At 58.6% G+C, this 21,371-nt stretch carries 19 protein-coding genes; 8 read left to right on the top strand and 11 right to left on the bottom strand.

Annotation, left to right across the window (positions count from 1 at the left end):
* Positions 1-167 precede the first annotated feature (167 nt).
* Positions 168-422 (bottom strand): Rossmann-fold NAD(P)-binding domain-containing protein, encoded by a 255-nt coding sequence (locus LPJGGPFB_RS32515; protein ID WP_173424040.1) that lies wholly within the window; start codon positions 420-422, stop codon positions 168-170.
* 20 nt (positions 423-442) lie between these two features.
* Positions 443-1,663, bottom strand: a complete 1,221-nt coding sequence (locus LPJGGPFB_RS32510; protein ID WP_173424039.1) for a hypothetical protein — start codon at positions 1,661-1,663, stop codon at positions 443-445.
* Between the two features lie 54 nt (positions 1,664-1,717).
* On the opposite strand from LPJGGPFB_RS32510, the gene LPJGGPFB_RS32505 reads away from it, so the two are divergent.
* The 4 genes from LPJGGPFB_RS32505 to LPJGGPFB_RS32490 all read left to right on the top strand — a co-directional run bounded on the left by LPJGGPFB_RS32505 (position 1,718) and on the right by LPJGGPFB_RS32490 (position 5,361).
* Positions 1,718-2,320, top strand: a complete 603-nt coding sequence (locus LPJGGPFB_RS32505; protein ID WP_173424038.1) for an MSMEG_1061 family FMN-dependent PPOX-type flavoprotein — start codon at positions 1,718-1,720, stop codon at positions 2,318-2,320.
* A 9-nt stretch (positions 2,321-2,329) separates the two neighbouring features.
* A complete protein-coding gene (locus tag LPJGGPFB_RS32500; protein WP_173424037.1) occupies positions 2,330-2,650 on the top strand; it encodes a 2Fe-2S iron-sulfur cluster-binding protein in 321 nt (106 codons plus the stop codon).
* 59 nt (positions 2,651-2,709) lie between these two features.
* Entirely contained in the window at positions 2,710-3,948 is a 1,239-nt protein-coding gene (locus LPJGGPFB_RS32495; protein WP_173424036.1) for an FAD-dependent oxidoreductase, read from the top strand.
* 282 nt (positions 3,949-4,230) lie between these two features.
* Entirely contained in the window at positions 4,231-5,361 is a 1,131-nt protein-coding gene (locus tag LPJGGPFB_RS32490; RefSeq protein ID WP_173424044.1) for an ROK family transcriptional regulator, read from the top strand.
* A gap of 36 nt (positions 5,362-5,397) precedes the next feature.
* On the opposite strand, the gene LPJGGPFB_RS32485 is transcribed toward LPJGGPFB_RS32490, so the two are convergent.
* The 3 genes from LPJGGPFB_RS32485 to LPJGGPFB_RS32475 form a co-directional block, all read right to left on the bottom strand.
* Positions 5,398-6,324, bottom strand: a complete 927-nt coding sequence (locus LPJGGPFB_RS32485) for a DMT family transporter (protein ID WP_173424035.1) — start codon at positions 6,322-6,324, stop codon at positions 5,398-5,400.
* A gap of 80 nt (positions 6,325-6,404) precedes the next feature.
* Entirely contained in the window at positions 6,405-6,875 is a 471-nt protein-coding gene (locus LPJGGPFB_RS32480) for a VOC family protein (protein ID WP_173424034.1), read from the bottom strand.
* Between the two features lie 5 nt (positions 6,876-6,880).
* A complete protein-coding gene (locus tag LPJGGPFB_RS32475; protein ID WP_173424033.1) occupies positions 6,881-8,278 on the bottom strand; it encodes an L-lactate permease in 1,398 nt (465 codons plus the stop codon).
* A gap of 73 nt (positions 8,279-8,351) precedes the next feature.
* Here LPJGGPFB_RS32475 and LPJGGPFB_RS32470 point away from each other — a divergent pair, with 73 nt between their 5' ends.
* From LPJGGPFB_RS32470 to LPJGGPFB_RS32460, 3 genes are all read left to right on the top strand, one after another.
* On the top strand, positions 8,352-8,906 hold the full coding sequence (locus LPJGGPFB_RS32470; protein WP_173424032.1) for a helix-turn-helix domain-containing protein: 555 nt from the start codon (positions 8,352-8,354) through the stop codon (positions 8,904-8,906).
* Positions 8,907-9,213: 307 nt separating this feature from the next.
* On the top strand, positions 9,214-9,519 hold the full coding sequence (locus tag LPJGGPFB_RS32465; RefSeq protein WP_173424031.1) for a hypothetical protein: 306 nt from the start codon (positions 9,214-9,216) through the stop codon (positions 9,517-9,519).
* Between the two features lie 266 nt (positions 9,520-9,785).
* Positions 9,786-10,232 carry an MEKHLA domain-containing protein gene (locus LPJGGPFB_RS32460; protein WP_173424030.1) on the top strand — a complete coding sequence of 149 codons (447 nt, stop codon included), beginning with the start codon at positions 9,786-9,788 and terminating at the stop codon, positions 10,230-10,232.
* A gap of 133 nt (positions 10,233-10,365) precedes the next feature.
* Here LPJGGPFB_RS32460 and LPJGGPFB_RS32455 read toward each other — a convergent pair whose 3' ends face one another.
* Positions 10,366-12,459 (bottom strand): carboxy terminal-processing peptidase, encoded by a 2,094-nt coding sequence (locus LPJGGPFB_RS32455; protein WP_173424029.1) that lies wholly within the window; start codon positions 12,457-12,459, stop codon positions 10,366-10,368.
* A 430-nt stretch (positions 12,460-12,889) separates the two neighbouring features.
* Between LPJGGPFB_RS32455 and LPJGGPFB_RS32450 the strand changes: the two genes are divergently transcribed.
* On the top strand, positions 12,890-14,269 hold the full coding sequence (locus LPJGGPFB_RS32450; protein WP_173424028.1) for an enoyl ACP reductase FabMG family protein: 1,380 nt from the start codon (positions 12,890-12,892) through the stop codon (positions 14,267-14,269).
* An 87-nt stretch (positions 14,270-14,356) separates the two neighbouring features.
* Here the strand turns inward: LPJGGPFB_RS32450 and LPJGGPFB_RS32445 are convergent, their stop codons facing one another.
* The 5 genes from LPJGGPFB_RS32445 to LPJGGPFB_RS32425 are packed head-to-tail and all read right to left on the bottom strand — an operon-like array spanning position 14,357 to position 21,324.
* Positions 14,357-15,019 (bottom strand): hypothetical protein, encoded by a 663-nt coding sequence (locus LPJGGPFB_RS32445; RefSeq protein ID WP_173424027.1) that lies wholly within the window; start codon positions 15,017-15,019, stop codon positions 14,357-14,359.
* A 16-nt stretch (positions 15,020-15,035) separates the two neighbouring features.
* Positions 15,036-16,220 (bottom strand): gluzincin family metallopeptidase, encoded by a 1,185-nt coding sequence (locus LPJGGPFB_RS32440; protein WP_173424026.1) that lies wholly within the window; start codon positions 16,218-16,220, stop codon positions 15,036-15,038.
* A gap of 34 nt (positions 16,221-16,254) precedes the next feature.
* The gene (locus LPJGGPFB_RS32435; RefSeq protein WP_173424025.1) at positions 16,255-17,025 is read right to left on the bottom strand and encodes a TfuA-like protein; all 771 of its coding nucleotides are present in this window, start codon (positions 17,023-17,025) and stop codon (positions 16,255-16,257) included.
* 8 nt (positions 17,026-17,033) lie between these two features.
* A complete protein-coding gene (locus LPJGGPFB_RS32430) occupies positions 17,034-18,272 on the bottom strand; it encodes a YcaO-like family protein (protein ID WP_173424024.1) in 1,239 nt (412 codons plus the stop codon).
* Entirely contained in the window at positions 18,256-21,324 is a 3,069-nt protein-coding gene (locus LPJGGPFB_RS32425; RefSeq protein ID WP_173424023.1) for an ATP-binding protein, read from the bottom strand. The genes LPJGGPFB_RS32430 and LPJGGPFB_RS32425 overlap by 17 nt, the downstream gene beginning before the upstream one ends.
* Positions 21,325-21,371: the final 47 nt, after the last annotated feature.

Below are 21,371 nucleotides of genomic sequence, written 5' to 3'. Positions count from 1 at the left end.
TCCACGTGCCCTTCGGCGGCCGCAAGGGCTCCTCCCATGGCTCGCGCGAGCAGGGTCGCTATGCCGCCGAATTCTACACAACCGTCAAGACGGCATACACATCGACGTAACGGCAGGTCACTCCCGCTGCGTCAGTTGACTGACGTCCAGAGTCTTGCGGCCGAGCTTCAACCCAGGAAGTAGGCGGGCTGATCGAGATCGGCGATCAGCCCCGGACCGCCCGGGTGCCAGCCGAGAAGCGATCGGGTCCTGGCGCCGGGTGCCGCCATGTTTGCCGCTGCAGAGTTGGTGACTGAGCCGAAGCGCTCTTGCAGCCGAAGCAATGTCGGGAGGCCGAGCTGGCGCCCCGTCACATCAGCGATTTCCTTGAACGGAACGGCTTCGACGGCAATGCCAAGATGCGCATCGCTGCGCCCCGGCATTGGCAAAGATCTTGTGCTGTTCACAGGGTCGACAGCCACTCTCGCCTGAATGGAACTCGCTCTCGCTGCCGTTGCGGAGAAACCAAGACGAGCTCTCGTTCGGTCACGGATATGTTCATCACTTCAGTCCACCCCTCGGGCAACGGTATCGCTCCGAACGCGAAATCAACAACGGTGTCGCCATGGGGGTTCAACGTGATCGCCGTCTTGTATCCACGGTCGTTGAGCCAATTCCTGCGAGTGGAGGGACCATTTCCGGCGCCAAAGAACGTGCATCCTTCTTCCAGGCCGATGACGCCCTTATGCCTGCCGGAGAAAGGTGGATACTTTCGTCCGCCATTGCTCATCCAGAGCATGGTGAACGGGAGCACGTTTGGGTCACGTACGGCGAAGTAGATGTACCCTGCCGTTGGAAGTACGGCAGCAGTCCAACCCAGCTTTGAGCCCTTCTCCTCAGCAAGGATCAGAAAATCCTCCGCATTCGGAGGACCAGGCTGGACGGTTAGATCCTGGCGCCCTCCCCCCAGAAGCTCGACGCTAGACAGGCTGTCGAATTCCTGAGGGTATCTTAGAGCGGAGAATCCGCGTGAAGCGTCAGTCTCGACGGCATTTTCTGGCGTGGCACCAAAGGCTTTTTTCGAGAAAGTCAGCTTCGCGCCTTCTGAGATGCGAAGCATGGGGTGGTGCGCTACGGACAGAGCGCCACAGCCACCGATGAACCTGTGTCGTTGATAGACGACCGGATGACCCGGCCGAAGGGTAATCTGCTTGAACAATTTCGCGCCGAGTATCGGCTCTCTCAACCTGAAGATGGCGGTCACTCCTCCATCTTCATGGTTGATCCCTTGCTCGTATAGCCAGATCCCGTTTGCTGGAAGACCATGTTCCGGCGTGTCGGTAATGTCGTCGGCGCCAAACGGTGCACAGAAAAAGTCGCCTGAGAGGCTTTGAAGCGTCGGCGCTACCCCATCGTCAAAAACCTCCGGAATACCTCCGTTGTCTTCGCCGGTGCGCCATGGAGCGCGGTGCAAGGGCTGCATGACGCGTCCACCTGCGCTGATTGAGACGTCTTCCAAGTGACCACCCTGAGGGTTAACCACGACCTTCGTTCCGGAACACATCACTGTAAACATCTCGTCCCTCCCTTTTGTCCGTTCGGCATCAAGCCCATGCCTCCTATAGCCCTGGTCACCAGTTTTCACAATAAAGAAAAACAATGGTTTTGTTTTATTGACATTCAATCGGTTTCGGCTATCGTCAACACCGTTGAACTCGCTCGAAAAGGGAGGACTGCGATGCGATCGATTGATCGGACAGAGTTGCGCGAGATGTTTCCCGAACCGGAGGCGCTTGTCGTCAATAAGCAACTAACGTGGCTCGACAAGCACTGCCTTCATTTCATTTCGCTCTCGCCATTCCTCCTCATGGGAACTCAGGGTTCGCACGGTGCGGATGTGTCTCCACGTGGTGACCCCAAAGGCTTCGTCAAAGTAATCGACCCCACGACCCTTCTCATTCCAGACCGACCCGGAAACAACCGGCTCGATACGATGGAGAACATTTTGAACAACCCGAAGGTGGGTTGTCTTTTCCTCGCGCCGGGCCTGGGGGAAATCTTACGGATAAACGGCGAGGCTGATCTGGTTGTCGGCGAAGAACTCGAGCTCTTGGCGATACAGGGCAGGACGCCGCAAGTCGCGATCCGACTTCATGTGAAGGAAGTGTTCTTCCACTGCTCGAAAGCGGTCATCCGGTCGAAAATTTGGAACCCGGCAACGTTCGCGACGAGACAGGATTTTCCGCCACTCGGCGCAATTCTTGCCGATCAAATCGCGGGTCTGAACAAGGACGAAATGATCGAAAGGATCCGCGTCGGTGATCAGAAAACGCTCTACTGAGGAAATGATATGATAGAGATCACGTTTGTTGAGGCCAGTGGCAAAGAACGAACGGTAACGGCTCCGGCCGCTGGTGACCTCATGCACGCTGGCCGGAATGCTGACATTGTCGGCATGCTCGGAGAGTGCGGCGGCACTTGCGGCTGCGGAACCTGCCACGTCTACATTGAACAACATTGGCTCGACCGACTTCCTCCGCCGGCAGACGACGAGGCGGATATGCTCTCCCTGTCGGACAATTTGCTGCCGGAAAGCCGCCTGGCTTGCCAGATCGTACTTAGGGCAGAGCTTGACGGGCTTCGCGTTCAAATGCCGGAAGTGCAGGGCTAATCGCCGTGAGGAAACGGTGTGCGTGCATCAGCCGTTCACCAAAAGCTCGGAGTAATCCAGTGGAAAATAGACTTGTGATCGTCGGCGCAGGGCAGTCGGGTTTCGCTGTTGCTGCAAAGCTAAGGGCGCAGGGTGATACCCGCCCAATTACCATAATTGGCTCTGAGAGCGTTCCGCCGTATCAGCGACCTCCGCTGTCGAAAAAATATCTGGTCGGTGATGTCGCTTTCGAGACGCTGCTATTTCGGCACGAAGACTGGTTCAGGGACAATCACATCGACCTTTGCCTCGGCAGCTCGGTTGAAGAAATCGACCGACGCGAGAAGTGCATTGTTCTCCAAAATGGCAGCAGAATTGCCTACGATAGTCTGGTGTTGACCACCGGGGCGTCGCCTCGGTCCTTACCCTCTGCCGTTGGCGGCGACCTGCAAGGCGTTTATCTCGTAAGGGATAAACGCGATTGCGACCTTCTTCGAGCGGAGATGCGCCCGGAACGCAGTGTGCTCATCATCGGCGGAGGTTATGTGGGCCTCGAGGCGGCGGCGGTCGCCCGCTCCTTGGGCCTAAGGGTCATTCTGGTCGAATTGGGCACGCGGATTTTGCAGCGTGTTGCCGCTAGCGACACGTCAGACATCGTGCGTGCTGCGCATGTTGCGAAAGGGGTTGAGTTTCGGGAAAATACTGGGCTCGTGACCCTCATTTCCGACCAAGGCCATGTGACTGGCGCGGAACTTTCAGATGGTTCCAAGATCTCGGCGGACTTTGTCATCATCGGCATTGGCGTGGTTCCAAACGACCAGCTGGCCAGAGCAAGCGGACTTTCGGTTGGAAATGGCATATCGGTCGATGAGTATGGCTGTACCTCCGATCCCTCGATTTATGCTGCCGGCGACTGCACGGAGTTTTCATACAAGGGCCGGTCGGTGCGATTGGAATCCGTTCAAAATGCAGTGGACCAAGCCGAGACGGTTGCGACATCAATCATGGGAGGTCGTGTTCGGTATGAACCGCAGCCTTGGTTCTGGTCCGATCAGTTCGATCTGAAGCTGCAGATCGCTGGCTACAATGTCGGATATGACAGAACGCTCGTTCGCAATGGGTCACGTCCCGGTGCAAAGTCGGTGTGGTATTTCCAGCAGGGACAATTCATCGCGGTCGATGCGATCAACGATCCAAAGGCGTTTGTTAGCGGCAGGCGAATGCTTTCGCTCGGCATCAACCCGCCGGCTGCGGTTCTGGAAGACGAAGGCTTGGATCTCGTTGCGTATATACGCTCGATAACCGCGTCGGCTGCATGAAGCACTTTCCGCCTCTTGGAGCCGACAAGTCGGAAAAACGCCCGTCCAATCGGTGACTTCAAAGCTGTCGGCCCAAATCGGCAACCGTCCGCCGACGTGCTATAGCCGCAGCCGCCGAGATGAGACCTCGCGCGCATGGGTTCTATCCGACGGCTGTCGTGAGTGCTATCACCAAAGAAAAACACTGTTTTTACTTTTGGCCGGACGGCGGCTTGCCTGGGGGGCTTGATGAGAACTGGAAATTCGGCAACCCTGACAAGGCAGTACAACAGAGCCGTTGTCATGGATGCCCTGCGCAGAAACGGTAGTTTGTCGCGGGTTGAGATTGCGCGTTTGAGTGGCTTAACGCCCCAGGCAATCCGCAACATCGTGGATGATCTCCTGCAGACCAATTTGATAAGGGAGACGGGTCGGAGAAAAGGCTTCCGCGGCCAGCCCCAGATCAATATCGAAATCAATCCTGACGGTGGCTACTCGCTAGGTTTCCATGCCGAAGCGGGCATCCTGCATCATGTTGCCGCCAATCTCGGGGGGCAGATTGTTTATGAGGGCAAGTCTCTACCCATCCCCCGCTCCAAGGCCGACATGCTTGAAACGATTGCTGAGATCGATGCCAAGAGCCAGCACGAGTTGAAGGGTCTCATGCGCCTCGGCGTCGGCGCGGTCTTCTCACGCCCGGCTTCCTCGAAATGGTTCATGCACGAACAGAGCCCAGAGGAATTTGCGGCACAATCTCAGGCCTTGGCCGGGTATTTCGACGAGGAGATCGTCTTCGAAAATGACGCGAATGCTGCGGCGCTCGCGGAAAGCATGTTCGGTCTTGTGCGTGCCGGTGGAAACTTTGTCTATATCTTCGTTGGTGAGGGCGTTGGCGGAGGAATTGTCGATGCTGGCGAGCCAGTCCGCGGCGTTCGGGGGAACGCAGGCGAGTTCGGACATATCCTGATCGATCCCAATGGTGAAAAATGCCATTGTGGCAACAACGGTTGCCTTCACGGATATTTGTCCATTGGCGGGCTGCGGCGAAAATACAAGGACGTTTCGTTGGAGCCCTCCTCCGTCCCGGACGAATGGATTAATTCGGCTGCCTCGGCACTCGGCCGCGCACTTGTGAGCCTGGAGAATATCCTGGACCCGGAACGGGTGATCGTCGGAGGCACCGCCCCGGAATGGCTTTTGGCCGAGATCGTATCGCGTCTGGCGAGACAGGATTTTCCTTCCGTACGATCCGAACTGGCAGAGCAGCGGCTCGAGATTTCTAAACTTGGCAGCCGATCTGCCCTTTTGGGTGCAGCGGCGCTATCGCTGCTCAACGTTACCAACCCCAGTCTCGCGAAGTTGACGAAGCAGTCGTTTTCGCTGGACGAAATTGTCGCCACTCCTCGTGTCAACGCGAACGTTAAGTCGTCGTGACATGGCGAAGCGCGCGGGCGCGGTCTTCGCTGCACGTCATGACCTCAATCGGCTTGGCCAAGTGATCGGCACGGTCACAGCGACAACACCCACCGCAATCAACGTCATTCCGATCAAGGTCGATGTATCGAAGTTTTCACCGAGAAAAATGATGCCGAGCGCAACGGCGAATCCGGCACGGAGATAACCTCCGCTCGTGGTCCCGAGAGGACCCAAGGTCTGTACCAGGCGGAAATAGATCACCATGGCCAGCGCCGTGCAAATGACGGCGAGAACCATCACGGCGGCGATAGCGTCAGTGCTGGGCATCAGCGTCCACGGACGCTCGATCACGATTGCCGCAGGGACGATCATGATCGCTGCGGTTGTCATGGCGCCCGTGGCCGTGACGATGGCTGGAAGCTGGGCAAATCTCCGCCCCAAAATGGAGGCCAGCGCGTAGCAAAGGCTGGCACCAAGCACTGCTGCCTGTGCCCAACCCGCCGATGTTTGGATGTCGCCAAGTGACTGGATGCCGATGATCACGACGACACCGAGGAGGCCCAGGCAAACTCCGACGATCTTCTGGCCGGTGACATGCTGCGCTCCATATCCCGTGACGAACGCGATCAGCAGGACGAACATTGGAGGCGTCGCATTCAGCACACCGGTAAGGCCACTTGGAATGTACTTTGAACCCCATCCGAGAAGCGTGAACGGCAAGGCGCTCTGCAATAATCCCTGGACGAAGAGCTCCCGCCAGACCACGTGGTCCCGCGGAAGGGCATAGCCCCTCCACCGTGCCAACGCGGCCAGGAACACAGCGGCGACCGTCACCCTCACAGCCGTTATCGTCAAGGGAGGTATTGTAGCCACGGCGACCTTGATCCAGGTGAACGAACTGCCCCAGATCAGGGACAGGAGAACCAAAAGACCGATCTCAATCCCAAGGCGGGAATTCATTTTTGTCGTCGGCAAATGCATTGGACTTTTTAAAAGGTGGGGTTTCGGGGGAGTTTCATTGCGCCGTGTCGTGAGGCGGGTTTCGTTGGGATGTTTCGCGCTTATGAGCACTCCTCCCTGTCCGGTCTGGCTCGGTCGACACTTGCGACCATGAACAGGTTGCCGTCGATGTCCTTGAGCGTGAAGAACGCTTCGTCGCGGATTGGCTCAAGCGCCGGCGCCTCAATCTTCCTGCAATGATCGTGGGCCGCCTGCAGGTCGTTCGCCCTGAAATAGAAGATCGGTTTGGCGTCGTGCGGGGCTGTGAAATCCTTGCTATCGAGAATGAGCTTTGTTTCCCCGGTCGTGGGCACGACCCATAAATGGTCGAATAGGATGTCGCCTTCCGGGGAGACGCCGAGCAGGCGCGCATACCATGCCCGCGCTCTTCTGATTTCGCGAACGGGAATGAAAACCGCACCGATAGTCCCGCTTATCACACCTGCCTCCGGTATCCTGGGTCCCTGATTCTCAATTTGGGAACCGTGTATTGAGAAACCGACCGCTCTCCTGGGCCCGGTATCGGTCGTCATTGACTCTAAAAGAGGAACAGGATGACGAATGCGAGCATCGCAACGACCAGGAAGGCCACGCCCAAAACAGTCAATTGAATCTGCGATCGACGCTCGGACGCCTCCGCAGAGGCCAACTGTATCGCCATCTCGACTTTTCCCGGTGACGCCATCAGCAGGAAAGCTGCGGCCACGTTGTGAATTCCCATGAACCAAAGCACATTCACCCCAAGTGATCGTGCGATTTCGGCCTGGGTCGAGGCGAACATAGCGTTGGCCCCACTGTTGGATCCAGTCACGAACCCACCCAAAGCGGCAACGAAGGGGGCCACCACCAGATAGGCGGTCCCGACACCGGACAAGGTCTGCGCCAGGAACGCAGCGATACCCGACATAGCCATCAAAACGCCCAGGACAATGAACAATCCCGTCACCGGTGCAACTTGGATCCAGGAAGCCCATGTGCGTTGCAAGGGCAGCGCCCGGAGGGATCCGCGTGCGAACCACAGTGCAGCAAGGAACAGCCAGAGCGCGGGCGAAGATACGTAGCGCCAGCTTTCGGACAGATCGGCCGCGTGCACGGCCCAACCGGAAACCAAGACTCCACCGAGAAGGATGGCGTAAGTCCAGAGGGTGGCTCGGCCACCGCTCTCCAGTGGCGTGCTGTTTTGAAGCCGCGTACCACGCAAAATATGCAAGGCGATCACGACCAGCGCACCCATTGCGCCTGCACTCGGGGTACCAAACGCCACGTTGGCTGCGGTAACGGAAACCGTCAGCACTATTCCCGAAAGCGCACCCTGTAGGATGGCGAGCCCTCGGCCTTCTCCAGATGCGGCCAACCACGCGGCAACGCATCCCGTGACTGTGAACGGAATGACACTCACAATCGCGGACGTGACCCCAAGATCATAAAAGGACAGACCCGACATGTTAGCGGCAATAAGCGTTCCCGGCCCCATCGATCCCCACGGAACCGCACACAGACCCAACAATCCTATGATCGCCACCTTGCGCACTGGTAGTCCGAAATTCGCGAGGAGTGGCACGCCGATGGTTATGCCGATGCCGAAACCCGTCAGTGATTCCGCGAAAGGTGTAATGCCATGAACGACCAGAAGAACGGCCCGGACATCTTGACCGATGTGAGTGCGAACCCAGGTTGCAAGCGCGGCCTGCCCACCCGCTTGGCGCACGACTTCGGATAGCAGCAGTCCACCCGCAACAATCATCAGAACTTCGACGAGGACTGGAAGCCAGCGCGACGCCATCGTGACAAAGCTTTCCGGCGGTATCGGAAACGCAAGCACGATCGCCAATGCGGCTGAACTCACGCCAAGCAGTGCGGCGTGTAGAGATCGTGCGCCAAAAATGAGGGCCAGGATGGTCGAGAGTATCGGGAGCGCGCTAAGAAGGACAATCATGGTAGAGTACCGTTGCATTGCATATGCGCAATAAATATTGCCGATACGCAATAGTCAAGGCCCGAGGTGTGATTTGGAAACGGACCAACAAGAACAGGATTCCCGCTTTGGAAATGCCGTGCGAACACGTCGTGCTCAGCTGGGTGTAACGCTCGATCAGCTTGCCGGAACAAGCGGCGTCTCGGCTGCTGCATTGTCGCGCGTGGAGCGCGGTCTCCTCAGCCCGTCGCTGCGCAATGCCATCGCCATTGCACGCGGGCTGGGATGCGACCTTTCAGAGTTGGTCGAACCGGAAACAGCAGAGATTATTCGTGCCGGCGAAAACCTGCGCTTCTTCGACCAGGCCAGCGGGATCGAGCGGTTGGCGCTGGCTCGTCCTGGCCCGGACGTCGAGCTTCTGTCGTACACCGTGCCTCCAGGCGCAACCTCTAGCCGTTTCGCTGCGCACAAGCCAGGAACCCGCGAGATATTTCATGTCTTTGCGGGTCAGCTGGAGGTCTGCACAGTGCAGGAAACGGTTGTCTTGAACGCCGGCGATACGGCCACGCTGCGGGTGGACATGGAACATTGGTTCACCAGCACCGGAAAGGAACCGGCACGGCTCTTTCTCACGGTTCTCGGGCCCTGAGCCCTTTTGGTGTGGAGGACGGCCACTTCGATTGGGTTGGTGGCACCAATCTGCGGTGCGCGGTCCAAGGCACTCCCCCACCCCCTCACCTTCCTGAGCTGAAGGTGACGAATGGGCAAAGCTAACGCATTCCGGCACAGTGCCGATGCCGATGCCGAAGCCGGACGGGGAGTGATGGCGTGTGTCAATTCGTGGGCAAGCAGAGCGGACAGTCCATCGATAGACGGTGGGTTTCGCAAAGTGAGAGTTGACCGTTTTCGATGGCGAGGCGACACTCGCAACCGAAAGCAAGGCAGGAGGAAAAATGATGGCCGAGCCAGACCCCTGGCGTCACATGGCAAGCGCGCCGAAAAACGGCAGTCGGATCCTCGTCACGATCCGCCCGTCCGAACAGGGGGCGGCAGAAGTTGATCTTGCCTATTGGTCGAATGGCGACCAGTTCGGCGCAGAAGGCTGGCGCGCCTCTGATTCCTCGCCCGGCCGCATAATCGAATACGCCGAGCCTGAATTGAAGTGCTGGATGCCGATGCCTTCGGCCAATCTCACTCGCACCTCGATGCCCTCCCCCTGGGAAGGCGATGACGAGCGAGAGCTCGACGGGTCAGGAATTTAAGAACGCGCGCTGCCGATCATCTGAGTTGACCGTAGCGAACACAACCTGTCTGCCGTCCTCCGTGACCGTCTGGCAGTGGCACTCAAGATAGAGTGTGAGAATTCCTCGCAGTGCTGCTTCCGTCAGAACCACCGCCAGCGCCATGGACGACGGCCGGAAACCAAAACAGCAGCTACAGTCGTCTCCGCGTTTGCCGACGGACCGAGTACTGGGATGGCAGCAAGCAAGTACGCAGAGGCCACCTATGTGCACCAGAAGGGAACGGCGTGAAAATCGATCATGACGCGCAACAGATCGGCTCGCTGATCATTGCAAGCTTTCGCCAGGTGACAGGTCGCAGCCTGATTGAGCCAGCAGCGGACAGCAGATGGCTCTATGCGTCCGCTCCCTTTGCCGTGCTCGCGCACGATCGATCCAATGATCCGCGCTTCATCTACGCAAACAAAACCGCCCAGGACTGTTTCGGCTACAGTTGGGACGAGTTTATCGGGATGCCGTCGCGCCTTTCCGCACAGGCCCCTGAGCGTGAAGAAAGGCAGCGCTTTCTGGACAGCGTTTCTGCCCAGGGTTTCATTGATGACTATCGCGGCCTTCGCATCGCGAAATCCGGGCGCCGGTTCTGGATCGAACACGCCACCGTCTGGCAGCTTGCGCGCTCCGACGGCGAGTATCTCGGTCAAGCCGCCGTCTTTCATAGCTGGAAAGATCTGTAATCCGCCCATCCAACCAGCTTTCGGCGACCGGCGGAACGCCTCAGGCCGCTTGCAGGATGCTCACCGGAGCTCCGGTTGCGCTCCATCGCCGTGCGTGGGCCGGCCAAGATCATCTTCCACCCGTGCCTCCCTATTATTTTGTGGCCGCCTTTAGCACGCCTTCCTGCAAGTCCGCCGTATCGGCGAGAATGGCGGCGGTCTCGCTCAGCAGGACGTCTTTCGCATTCTTGCGGGCGTTCTCAAGCGCAATATCGGCACTCAGGCTGCGCTCGTTGGCATAGAGACCATCATCTTCACCGGCATTTCCGCCGTCACCGTCCTGCGCTCGATCTTTCAGCCGCTTTTCTCTGTCAGCCATCTCTCTGCGACGTTCGGCTTCGTTAAGGGAGATAACCCCTTTTTCGCGCTGCGCCTTCAGGTCTGCAATGTCCTTCAGCAGGCGCTGGAAATCCGGATTGCCCTCAACCCGTGCATCGTGGCGGCCTTGGAGTGTCGGCAGCACTGTCATGACAGTGTCGGCGGGCGCATAGTTCGCGGGCTTGATCTGTGCCCACGGCAGGGCATTGTCATAACTGGTTTCGCCAAAGCTCGTCGGATCGGAAAGTCCCGGCAAGCTGATATCAGGCGTCACGCCGCGCAGCTGCGTCGTGCCGCCGTTGATCCGGAAAAACTGTGCAATCGTCACTTTCAGCTCGCCGAACTCCGGCTTGTTGTTGCGCGCCATATCGTCGAGATTGACGACAGTTTGAACCGTGCCCTTGCCGAAACTGGGCTCGCCAACGATCACGCCTCGACCGTAATCCTGAATAGCCGCGGCAAAAATCTCCGACGCCGATGCCGACCCGCGATTGATCAGCACACCCACAGGGCCTGTCCAGACAGGTTCTGGCAAATCAGCGCTTCTTATCGCAACCTTACCGTCGCTATCGCGTTGCTGAACGACGGGTCCCGTGCCGATGAACAGGCCGGTCAAGTCAATCGCCTCGTCCAGGGAGCCGCCGCCATTGTTGCGCAGGTCAATGAGAACGCTGTCGACTTTCTCCTGCTTCAGTTCGTCGAGGAGTTTTCTGACGTCGCGACTGGCACTTCGATACTCCTTGTCTCCCTTGCGTCTGGCCTCAAAGTCCTCATAGAACGCCGGCAGAGTAATCACCCCGACTTTGCGCGTGGCATCGCCCACTTTCACAGACAACACGGCCTTCTGGGCAGCCTGCTTTTCGAGGCTGATCTTGTCGCGCACCAGGCTGACGACCCTATGCGTGGCATCTGTTCCCGCATCCGCCGGCAAGATGTCCAAGCGTACGACGGACCCCTTTTTTCCTCGAATCAATTGCACGACTTCATCAAGGCGCGTGCCAACGACTTCCTTTATCGCCCCATCTTTGCCTTGGCCCACGCCGGTAATGCGGTCTCCGACCGCGAGCTTGCCAGACAACTGCGCCGGCCCACCCGGCACGAGCTCACGGATCGTCGTGTAATCGTCGCGCTCCTGCAGCACGGCACCGATACCAACCAGCGAAAGCTTCATCGCGATATCGAAAGCGGCCGAGGCGTTCGCGCCGAAATAATCGGTGTGCGGATCGACCGACGTCGTGTAGGCGTTCATGAACGACTGGAAAACGTCGTCGCTCTTATACTTGTAGGCGCGCTCGAGTGCGTTGGCATATCGCTTGTCGAGCGTTTCGCGAATAGCCGCATCGCTCTTGCCGCCCAGTTTCAACCGCAACCAGTCGCTTTTGACGCGTTTGCGCCAAAGCTCGTTGCTCTCGGCCTCCGACTGCGGCCAAGGCGCTTTGTCGCGCAGCACGGAGTAGTCTTCCTTCGCGCCGAAATCGAAGTCCTGCTTAATCAACTGGCGCGCGTAGTCCATACGGTCGACAACGCGCTTGCCATAGACGTTGAAGATGTCGAACGGAATCTTCAGGTCTTTCCGTTCGATGGCGTCGTCGATCTCGCTGCGGTCCGCCATGAACCTGTCAACGTCTGCTTGCAGGAAGAGCGCGCGGTCCGGATCAAGCGACTCGATGAACCGATCCATGATCCTTGCCGACAAGGCGTCATCGAGCGGAACGGGCTTGTAGCTGAAGCGCGTCAGAAATTTTGCACTCAACTGGGCAGCTTTTGCCTGTTGCTTAACCGGCTCCAATACGGGCGGTGAGGCGACGTCAGCATATGCGGGCTGTACGACAGCCAGAAGCGCGCCAAGGAAGACGTGTGAAATGCGCATTCAGCGTTGATCCAATTCTTAATGCCGAGTGTCGATCTGCAATCTAGGTGGCGCAATTATGGTTTTTTGGCAACCGAGTCGATCATGCGGCACATCCAAAGGTCCTTCGGCTCAAGAGATTGATGCAAAACTGCGGGCGGCTGAGGCGTGCAAGATGACCGATGCAGGCCGTCACAGCGCCACTCGGCAGGGCGGCGATGCCGTCATTTCCAAAATAAGCCCGCGGGCGTAAGACCGAATTTGCCCTAAGATTCAAGCTCCTGCCTGCTTTTGTTTCCGAGTTGGATAGCCGGATTTCCCGCGGCGAGTTCACGCTTTGAAATGAACCGTCACGTAAAATGACTTCCTATTCCGGGTCAGTGCGGTCATGTGATGATTGAAGTTCGTCTGAGCCGTTGCTCGACGACCAACGGACCAAAGAGCAGACAGCATGGAAAACCCGATCGCATTGAATCGCATCGCCGAAAACAACGTCTTCCGTAAGGGGGATGTTTTCGTCCTTTTCGGCGAACTGTTCGGTCGCGGATATGCGACTGGCCTGCTCGATGAAGCCCGGCGGGCTGGAATGGAGATCGTGGGCATCACGGTCGGGCGGCGCGATGAGAATAACGCGCTGCGGCCCCTGAACGCCGAGGAGCTCGCTGCCGCCGAGGACCGATTGGGCGGGCGGATCATCAACATACCTCTGATGGCTGGCTTCGATCTCGACGCGCCGGCAGGTGGCCCCACTCCCACGGATTTTCTCGCGACCATGACGCTCGAGAGCTGGGAACAGGACGCACTCGACTGGGATTACATCGCGCAGTGCCGGGAGATCGCTACCGCTCGATTTACGAATTCGCTTGCGCAGGTCATGGCCGTTCTCGATGGAATGATCGCCGACGGCCGCAATGTCTTCTTCGCCCATACGATGGCCGGAGGCATCCCGAAGGCGAAGGTGTTCCTGGTCGTTGCCAATCGAATCTACAAGGGTCGTGGTGCCCGCCACATGTCGTCGCAAGCCCTGCTCGACAGCGATATGGGCAAGCTGATCCTGCAGAACTTCGACGAAGTCTCCGCAATCACCTTTCAACATCTCATCGACTTCAGCGCGGCGATCCGTGAGCGCGTGGAGGCATCGGGTGCTCAGGTCCGGTACACGGCCTACGGTTATCACGGAACAGCGGTCCTGATCGACGGAAGCTATCGTTGGCAGACCTACACCAACTACACCCAGGGTTATGCCAAGATGCGGCTCGAAGGCATCGCGAAGGATGCGTGGGCAGCCGGTATCAAGGCGACCGTTTATAATTGCCCTGAAATCCGGACCAATTCGTCGGACGTCTTCACGGGGATCGAGCTTCCCCTGATACCGCTGCTGCTTGCCTTGAAGAAAGAGAACGGCGGCCAATGGGCTGAAGAGCAATGGCAGGCATGCCAGCAGCTTCTGGCAGACGGTTTCACGATGAACGATGTGATTAGGAAAATCACTGACATGCAGGCCAATGAGGTCATGCGTCCGTTCTACGACTTCTCGGCGTGGCCGATGGCAAACAGCCAGGCACAATCCGATCTGACGATCGGCACGTCCAACGAGATCACGCAGATGCACCGGGACGGCAAGGCGATGATCAGCGACCTCTTGAGTGCGCTCGTCGTTGAGGCGACCGGCCAGCTCATTTTTGCCGAATCCTCAGCCCCCACCGGCCCCGTCCAGTGGCTCAACCACGACATCGTGGCACGGCGACTGAACGCTTCCCACCTGAAAGCCGAGTCTCTCGCACCTACGATCGCGCAAGGGACGACAGGCTCTCACCTTGAGGTGGCCTGACAGCTTCCCAATCCAGAGCATCCCGCCTTCAAGCGGGATGACTGAAGGTCCCGCCGACATCATTTACGAGCAGTAAGGGCGTTGCCGTCAATCCCGGAGCCGCTGCGGGGCCAGCGCCATTGTCTGGGCATAAGCGAGTGGCGACCGGTTGCCTGGAAGGTTTTCGTCCAGTACCAGCGTTTTCAGATCGTCGGCACGAATGTCGAGAGATATAGCACGCTCGAGCTTGTCGATCGACCAGACCGCATAGCCGAATGCCGGGTCAAACCCACAATCGCAGCCGCAATCGCCCTTTGCGATTTTCGACGGTCTTTCGGATAGGCACATGATCTGCGGCTTTGGTAGCTTGTAGCAATGCCCCTCATACGCATAACCATAAATGACGCCAATGCTATTGATGTAATTCTTCGGAACGTTCATGCTAACAGGGAGGAAGCTGTAATACTCCCCGTCAAACACAGCGATTGTTACGCCATCACCGACCACTCCTGAGCTCTTCATTATGTAGTCGATAATATCTCCTATGCGCTTCAGAAGTTCGTCGGCAATTTCGGTGTTTCCAAGGCTTTTCAATCTTTTTTCGAGGTCGGATATAGCTTCCCTGATCGCCTCGTCTTTCTTCTCTCTTTCATAGAACTGGGCTGGCCGTCCATATAACCTAACGTCGCCCGGGCGATAATATCGATAGTCAATGATGTCTTTGAGATTTTGCACGGTTCCAACAACGGGATTAACACAGCAATCACTCATCTTTCCCTCCTTTGGCTTACCTTGAAGCGATGATTTCACGCCAAGCGAAATTCTCTTCGAGCAGTTCGGCCGCGGCACCTTGCGCCGCGGCAGTGACGGCATTTGCCGCTTCCTCAAGACGCAGTGTGTTCGGATCAAGCGTTTTCAATGCAGTCGCCAGTGCCGCGCCCACCGCGTCGCGTGCGGCGGTCAGTGCAAGCTTGAAATACAATGGCTTGGTACTGAACGCCTCTGCTGTTGCCTGGCGAAACGTGTCGAATTCGTCCCGCGCCAGTTCGCGCAAATCGACATCCAGAAGCCGTCTGTCGGCGCAACCATTCGCGACCAGATCGCGATGATAGAGCGCGACGATGCTGTCGAAAATGGCGCCAACGAACGGCAGCGCGCGGTCGTGCACCTCGCGGGTAACCGCGGACATTCGCCGGAAATTGGTCGCCAGGCGGATCTGCGTCTCGGGGCTCGTTTCCGCGAAGCGGTTCAGTTCGTTGTAGAGCAGCAGATTGCCTCTCGTTCGCCGCAGGAGCCGGTCAATGGCGGAATCGAAATGCAGGAACGAGATCAGTGAAACACAATCCGAAAAAGCTTCGGAGAACGAAAAGAAGTCGCCATCAGGCGATGTCACGGTTGGAATGCCCGTCTCCGAGAGCATGACCAGATGCCCGACCTCGTGCGCGATCGTGTCGAAGTTCAACGCATAGGGTCTCAGTATGCCATCGACGTCGGAACGCCCCAGTTCCAGAAAGCCGTAGCCCGCTTGTGCATTGTCCCAATCGACAAATGGAACGATTTCAAGCCTCGGAAAGGTCTGATCGAAGAACCAATGGACCCGCTGCCCCAAATAGCTCTGCCAGATATCGAGTACGAAACGCACGCAGGCGTAGGCGTGGACAGCAAGAAATGGGCGCGAGGTTGGATCGATGTTGTCGAAGTGACGGTCCGGCCCCGGCCTCACCGGCGCGCGCTTTGCTCCGCCGAATGGCGGCAAGTTCGCGAAGCCATAAGGTTGCTTGTCATAGAGCGGATCGGCGACATACATGGAGAGGTCGCTGGGCCCCTCGCCTATTTCGTCGCGTGGGATCGACAACCACACGCGATCGGGCTGTTCGTATCCTGGAATAAAGGGTGGTTGGGGATAAATCCAAAAGCGCGTGCCGACGCGCGCATTGCCGGAGTCGGGGGCCTCGTCTCGAATCAGACGCATCGCACAGTTGCCCCCACGATGGAAAATCCGACAATTAAGGATTCAATTTATAAGTGTTAACTAATTCTGAGTCAATGCCGCTCGCCTCGAGATCCCGGACAAAGGTGTTCGTTGCGACCCAGGCGTCGCTCACGCGATGCGCTGCATTTCCCTGACGCAGGAGGGTTTGAGCGCTCCGCAGCGCCAAGAGAGCATCGAGCTTTTTTTGCCCCACGATGTCCTTTCGCAATTCCTTGATATCCTCCTTCCGCCACCCTGCGGTGTGCAAAATCGCTTCGAGCCGGCGCTCTCGAAAATTCGTGTTTCGCGCCATTGTTGTGAGCAAGTCGCGTTCGGCGGCCGTCAGCAAATTCCGGCGTGCCAGATTGGCAAACGTCCTTTGGAGATCGACCAGTGCGTCTGTCAAAGGGAGAAAACCAAGCTCCGGCGGCCCCGAAAGGACGGCGACCGCATCATCGGGTGCAAGCCGCCAGCGCCGATACCACCTGTAGATCACGCCGACGCCGATCATGCCGAATTCATTAAGTTCCGCGGCCCTGAGGGCGCCCATGCTTGCCGCGCCGATCACGACGATGCCCTGCGCCAGCGCCCATAGGATTTCCTTGTGTCGGACAGCCGGTCTGTCCTCGAATTGACCGTCGATCAGGATCATCGCCCGCGGACGGAATGCGTGGGCGGCAAGCAGAATGTCGCCTTGCGCGGCGGGCTGCAGGTAGATGGCGTCGAGAACCGGCGCCGCCTCGGCCAACCGAAGCGTCGGACCAAGAAACACCAGGATCGGACCTTTTCCACTCGCATCGGTCATGTGAGCACTCACCGCAGGATCGAAAAGGGACTGGCGCCGGGAAGTATGGTTCGCACGCACGCAACACCTGCTTCGATGTCCGTTCCCACCGGCACAGTCAATATGGGCCCCATGCCGGCGGAAAGGACCCTGTCGATGAGCGAGCCGAGATCTGAAACGACGCCCGCTTCGAGTGCCGGGGGAGGCAATCCGGATGTATCGACAAGTATCAGCTGGCGGGCCTTGGCGACGATCCGGTCGGTGCTGCGCCTGTAGTGCTCCCGCGTTTGATCGTCTCGCGCGCCTGATATCGCCCCGGCCCGCGCGGACAAGGCTTCGAGCATCGCGCTTTCAGTCGCCGCAGCGACGCTTGGCCCTGCCGCATAGCCTTCGGTCGGAAGCGCAAGGATCGGTTCTCCGGGACCCGTCTCGATCGTCTGGCACCAGACCACCGGAACATTTGCTGGCGAAGGTGCGAGCCAAAGACCGAAGGAAATGTGATGCTCGCCCGCAACGGACAGTATGTGATCGACGCCTTCACCCAGCCCGAGCGGGGACATGCGCATTCGATCGAAGAAGCCGTGGGTGGCGAAGGCACGAGCGATAGAGTCGCGCTCGATACATTCGAACAGTCCATGCAGGAACGCATCGAAGACGGTCCGATGGCAGGCGAGACCCGTGGTCGTGCGCAGGAACAGACCATCATGGGCGGGTGGCGGATCCGTGTAGCAGGTGTGAACAAGTTCCAGGGGGACCGGTTGCGGGAGGCCAGCCGCGATATCGATGCCGGTGATCCAGGGTATCGTCCTTTGGCGCCAGTTCCGCTGGCGATCGTGCGTCAGCAGATTTTCAAACAGACCGCCAGCGATCTGGAGTTCATCCGCCGTCGCGGAAAATGCCCGCTCCGGCGGAATGGCTTCGGCGTAGAACCGCTCAAGCGATTCCATGATCGCCCCCACTGCCGCTCCCGCCTTGGTAAGCCCTCGCCCGAGCGACGAGACTTCGGAAAGGGCGGCGGGTCGAACGGCCTGAACGACCGGCAGGCCGATCCGGTCAAGTCCGGTCAGATCACCGATCCGGGTTATGAGAGCACGACGGCAGAGCGGGAGAATTGCACGCAGGCATTGCTCAGAATCGTGCGGACCTGCGGAGTGCGAAAAGGGGGTGCGAAGGCCGGTAATGACGGCGTCACGAAAGGTTGCGAGCCTGCCGTCAAGGCTTGACGGATCGTTCGGTGGCGGGCCTGCTGGTTCAACGTTGAACGGCAACGCCAAGCTCCTGGATTGAATGCCTGGCGCGCTTTAGAAGCGCCTTTGCTCCTTGGCTCTCGGCAATTTCCACGGCTGAGGTAAGGTCGGCGATGATCGCCCCCCTGGCGGCGTTGCCCCGCGCGTTGAGAACGGCGCGTCGACGGTAAAGCTCGGCGAGCCAGTAAGCATGCCCGGTCTCCCTGGATTTTTCGATCGCGTCGTTCGTAACCTCAACCGCCGATTCATATTTTCCCGCACGCCCGAGCAATGTGGCGTGCATGGAGAGATAGATCGGGAGATCGGCGACAGCGCCGAGGCTTCGCAAGAGTGACAGCCCTTCGAGAAACATCGCATGCCCGCTTGTGAGACTTTCCCCATGCGCGCGGGCCCACCCGGCGAAGAGCAACGACAGGCCGGACAGCGACTGCATCTCATGCAACTTCGCGAAATCTGCCATTCTGTTGGAAATTTCGGCGAGACGCGCATAATCGTCCCGGTAAAATGCGGAAACCGCTTCCGTATCAAGCGAATGCGCCGTGCTCGGCGCGTGTGATATCCGGTCAACGAAGGAGACCATCTTCGACAGAGCCGTATCGGATGCTTTCGATTGTCCCGTCAGCCATAGCGAAAGTGCCAGTTGCCCTAGACCGCACACCTTGGCGTCATGGCCGCCGAATAACGTTCGGCTGGTCTTGGCCGCTTGCTCGTCATAAAGCGCCAGTCCAGCCTTGATCGCATCCTGGGCCTCCTGATGGTGCCCGAGGTTGAAATCAATGGCCCAGATGCAATGATTGACCTGGAGCTTGATCTCAGAATCTTCCGCCCCGGCCAGCATCGCTCGCACTTGCAGAGCGCGATCGTGCATAATGCGAAAATCCGTTCCTGTGAGCCACCATCCCCAATAGATCGGAAACCATCTGGATTGTTCGGCCATCGGTTGCCGACGGGCGATGGCCACGCCATCTTCATAGAGTTTGCGTGCCGGAGGTGAGTTCAGTCCAACAAGACCGGTCAGGATTGGACCGAGCGAAGTCAGTGCGGTCAGCTGTAGTGGCTCGATCGCATGTCCCTCGCCCAATTGGTCGCAAACCGCCAAGGCGTGCTCCAGATAGTTGCGCGCCTCCACCATCGCCGATCGGCTCGAACTTTCCTTGCCCGCCGCAGTGTACAATTCGATCGCGCTTTCGATGTGTCCTGCGCGTTCCGCATGTTCGGCAAGTCTTCCGGTGTCGATCCAGGTGGCCAATTGGCGGTTCTGACTGACGGCCAGGAACAGCCGCCGGTGCAATGCCTGCCGCTGCCTGCGGAGAAGCGCGTTGTAGATCGTTTCCTGAATCAAAGCGTGACGGAAACCGTAGGCGGTATGTCCCCGCGCCCTGATCCGCACCAGGAACCCTGAATCGCTGAGGGTCTCTGCCGCCCTGGCCAAAGACGTCTTGCCAACTCCTGGCAGCAGCGCGCGAAGCAACGACAACGTGAATCGGGTGCCCGCGACCGCTCCCGCGCGCGCCACCTCTCTGGCTGTACCCAGGTGATTGAGCCGTGCGTCCAGGATCTCCTCGAACGCGGACACATGGCTGGGCTTAACGTTGTCCGACAGGCTCATAGTGTCCGCGGCAACATTCTCGGAGATCCATTGGCAGATCTGCTCGATGAAGAGTGGAACGCCACCGGATATCCTCTCCATGACGTCGTAGAGCCCAGGGAGCATTGCCTGCCTCTGTTCCGGCCATCTTGCCTCTATCGCCTGTCGTGTTTCGTCACGATCAAGCGGGGCGAGCGTCAGACGCGTGACGTTGGCCGCATCCAGCCAGTCCGCCGCAAATCCAGGACGTGAGGTCGCGACGAGAAGAATCGGAAGCTGGCGCGCAACCCGAGCCGCCTCCGCCAGCAAATCCTGGGAGGTCGGATCGATCCAGTGGATGTCTTCGACGGCGAGCACGATCGGGCCATTGGCACACAACCCCGCGAGTGCGTGAAACACAGCGCGAAAAGCTTTTTCCCGGATGGCTTTGGGGTCGTTATCAGCGAGTTGCTGATTTCGCCCCATTGCGCCCAGCAAATAGGCAAATGTTTCAATCGTTTCCGCGTCGCGAATGCCGTTCCGTTCAAATGGCGTTGCCACAGCGTGTGCTGACAGGCCCAGTTGATCGTCCTGTCCAGACGCAGCAGCCATTATGCTGTTCAACAGGGGATGCAGCGTCGAGCGATGCCCGCCCGGCAAACACTGAAAGAAGAAGAGCCCTGATCGCCGGTCACGCGTCATCTTGCGGATTTCCCGCAGGAGTCGCGACTTCCCGATGCCTGCGTCTCCCTCAAGCAGGAGTATCTCGCCACCCGTCGCGGCGACCCTTTCCCAACAGGCGGCGATCGTTTTCAACTCGCTTTCGCGGCCAATGAAGCGTCCACCAAGGCTACCGAATGCGTAGAACCTGTCGACCTCGATCTTGTGTCCGAGTGCACGCCACACTTTTTCCGGTGCCGTGAAGCCCTTCAGCGTCTTCACGCCTTCGAACACGAAAGCATGTGACCTGCCGGCCAGGTCGCGCGTGTCGCCTGAAACAAACACGGTGTCTGGTGTCGCGATTTCTTCCAGGCGGGTGGCTATGGCAAGTGCGGCACCCGTAACCGGTTCGCCTTTTTCATCCGGCGTCTCTTGAATGAGCGCGACGGATGTCGCGATACCGACGCGCACGTGCAGGTCGTCACGCCCCGCTTCCCGGCCAACGCGCGCGCAGCCTTCGACGATCCCGAGACCCGCGCGAATGGCGAGCGATGCTGCATCCTTCGCACCGATCTCGACCGGGAAGAGCGCCACGCCGCCGTCACCGGCCTCATGCTGCACGACGCCGGAATGGGAGGCTATCGACTGTTTCGCCGCATTCTGAAATGCAGCCATCAGTTCCTGATAGTCTTCTATGTCGAGCAGGTGGAGAAGTCGCGTCGACCCGACGAGATCATAACAGAGGGCGGTGACGATCCGCCGCTCGCCTCCATATTCGGAGAGGCGTCCCTTGCGCCCCGAAGATTTCGTCGGTTGTCGTGGTTTGCTGACCCGACTTTCGAGCATCTGCCGCCCCTAAACTCGCGTGTACGCTGGCTCCACAGTTCCCCTTG

The organism is Ensifer adhaerens, from assembly GCF_013283195.1.
Classification (GTDB): Bacteria; Pseudomonadota; Alphaproteobacteria; order Rhizobiales; family Rhizobiaceae; genus Ensifer; species Ensifer adhaerens_G.
The sequence above is the reverse complement of the archived record's forward strand: the minus strand, read 5'-3'. Positions and strand labels throughout refer to the sequence as shown.

What these genes read in the sequence shown, in the direction of transcription:
- LPJGGPFB_RS32515 (WP_173424040.1), bottom strand. Translation starts at nt 422, where the DNA reads ATGCCGGGGCGCAGCGATGCGCATCTTGGCATTGCCGTCGAAGCCGTT.
- LPJGGPFB_RS32505 (WP_173424038.1), top strand. Translation starts at nt 1,718, where the DNA reads ATGCGATCGATTGATCGGACAGAGTTGCGCGAGATGTTTCCCGAACCG.
- LPJGGPFB_RS32500 (WP_173424037.1), top strand. Translation starts at nt 2,330, where the DNA reads ATGATAGAGATCACGTTTGTTGAGGCCAGTGGCAAAGAACGAACGGTA.
- LPJGGPFB_RS32490 (WP_173424044.1), top strand. Translation starts at nt 4,231, where the DNA reads ATGGATGCCCTGCGCAGAAACGGTAGTTTGTCGCGGGTTGAGATTGCG.
- LPJGGPFB_RS32485 (WP_173424035.1), bottom strand. Translation starts at nt 6,324, where the DNA reads ATGCATTTGCCGACGACAAAAATGAATTCCCGCCTTGGGATTGAGATC.
- LPJGGPFB_RS32480 (WP_173424034.1), bottom strand. Translation starts at nt 6,875, where the DNA reads ATGACGACCGATACCGGGCCCAGGAGAGCGGTCGGTTTCTCAATACAC.
- LPJGGPFB_RS32475 (WP_173424033.1), bottom strand. Translation starts at nt 8,278, where the DNA reads ATGATTGTCCTTCTTAGCGCGCTCCCGATACTCTCGACCATCCTGGCC.
- LPJGGPFB_RS32465 (WP_173424031.1), top strand. Translation starts at nt 9,214, where the DNA reads ATGGCCGAGCCAGACCCCTGGCGTCACATGGCAAGCGCGCCGAAAAAC.
- LPJGGPFB_RS32455 (WP_173424029.1), bottom strand. Translation starts at nt 12,459, where the DNA reads ATGCGCATTTCACACGTCTTCCTTGGCGCGCTTCTGGCTGTCGTACAG.
- LPJGGPFB_RS32450 (WP_173424028.1), top strand. Translation starts at nt 12,890, where the DNA reads ATGGAAAACCCGATCGCATTGAATCGCATCGCCGAAAACAACGTCTTC.
- LPJGGPFB_RS32445 (WP_173424027.1), bottom strand. Translation starts at nt 15,019, where the DNA reads ATGAGTGATTGCTGTGTTAATCCCGTTGTTGGAACCGTGCAAAATCTC.
- LPJGGPFB_RS32440 (WP_173424026.1), bottom strand. Translation starts at nt 16,220, where the DNA reads ATGCGTCTGATTCGAGACGAGGCCCCCGACTCCGGCAATGCGCGCGTC.
- LPJGGPFB_RS32435 (WP_173424025.1), bottom strand. Translation starts at nt 17,025, where the DNA reads ATGACCGATGCGAGTGGAAAAGGTCCGATCCTGGTGTTTCTTGGTCCG.
- LPJGGPFB_RS32425 (WP_173424023.1), bottom strand. Translation starts at nt 21,324, where the DNA reads ATGCTCGAAAGTCGGGTCAGCAAACCACGACAACCGACGAAATCTTCG.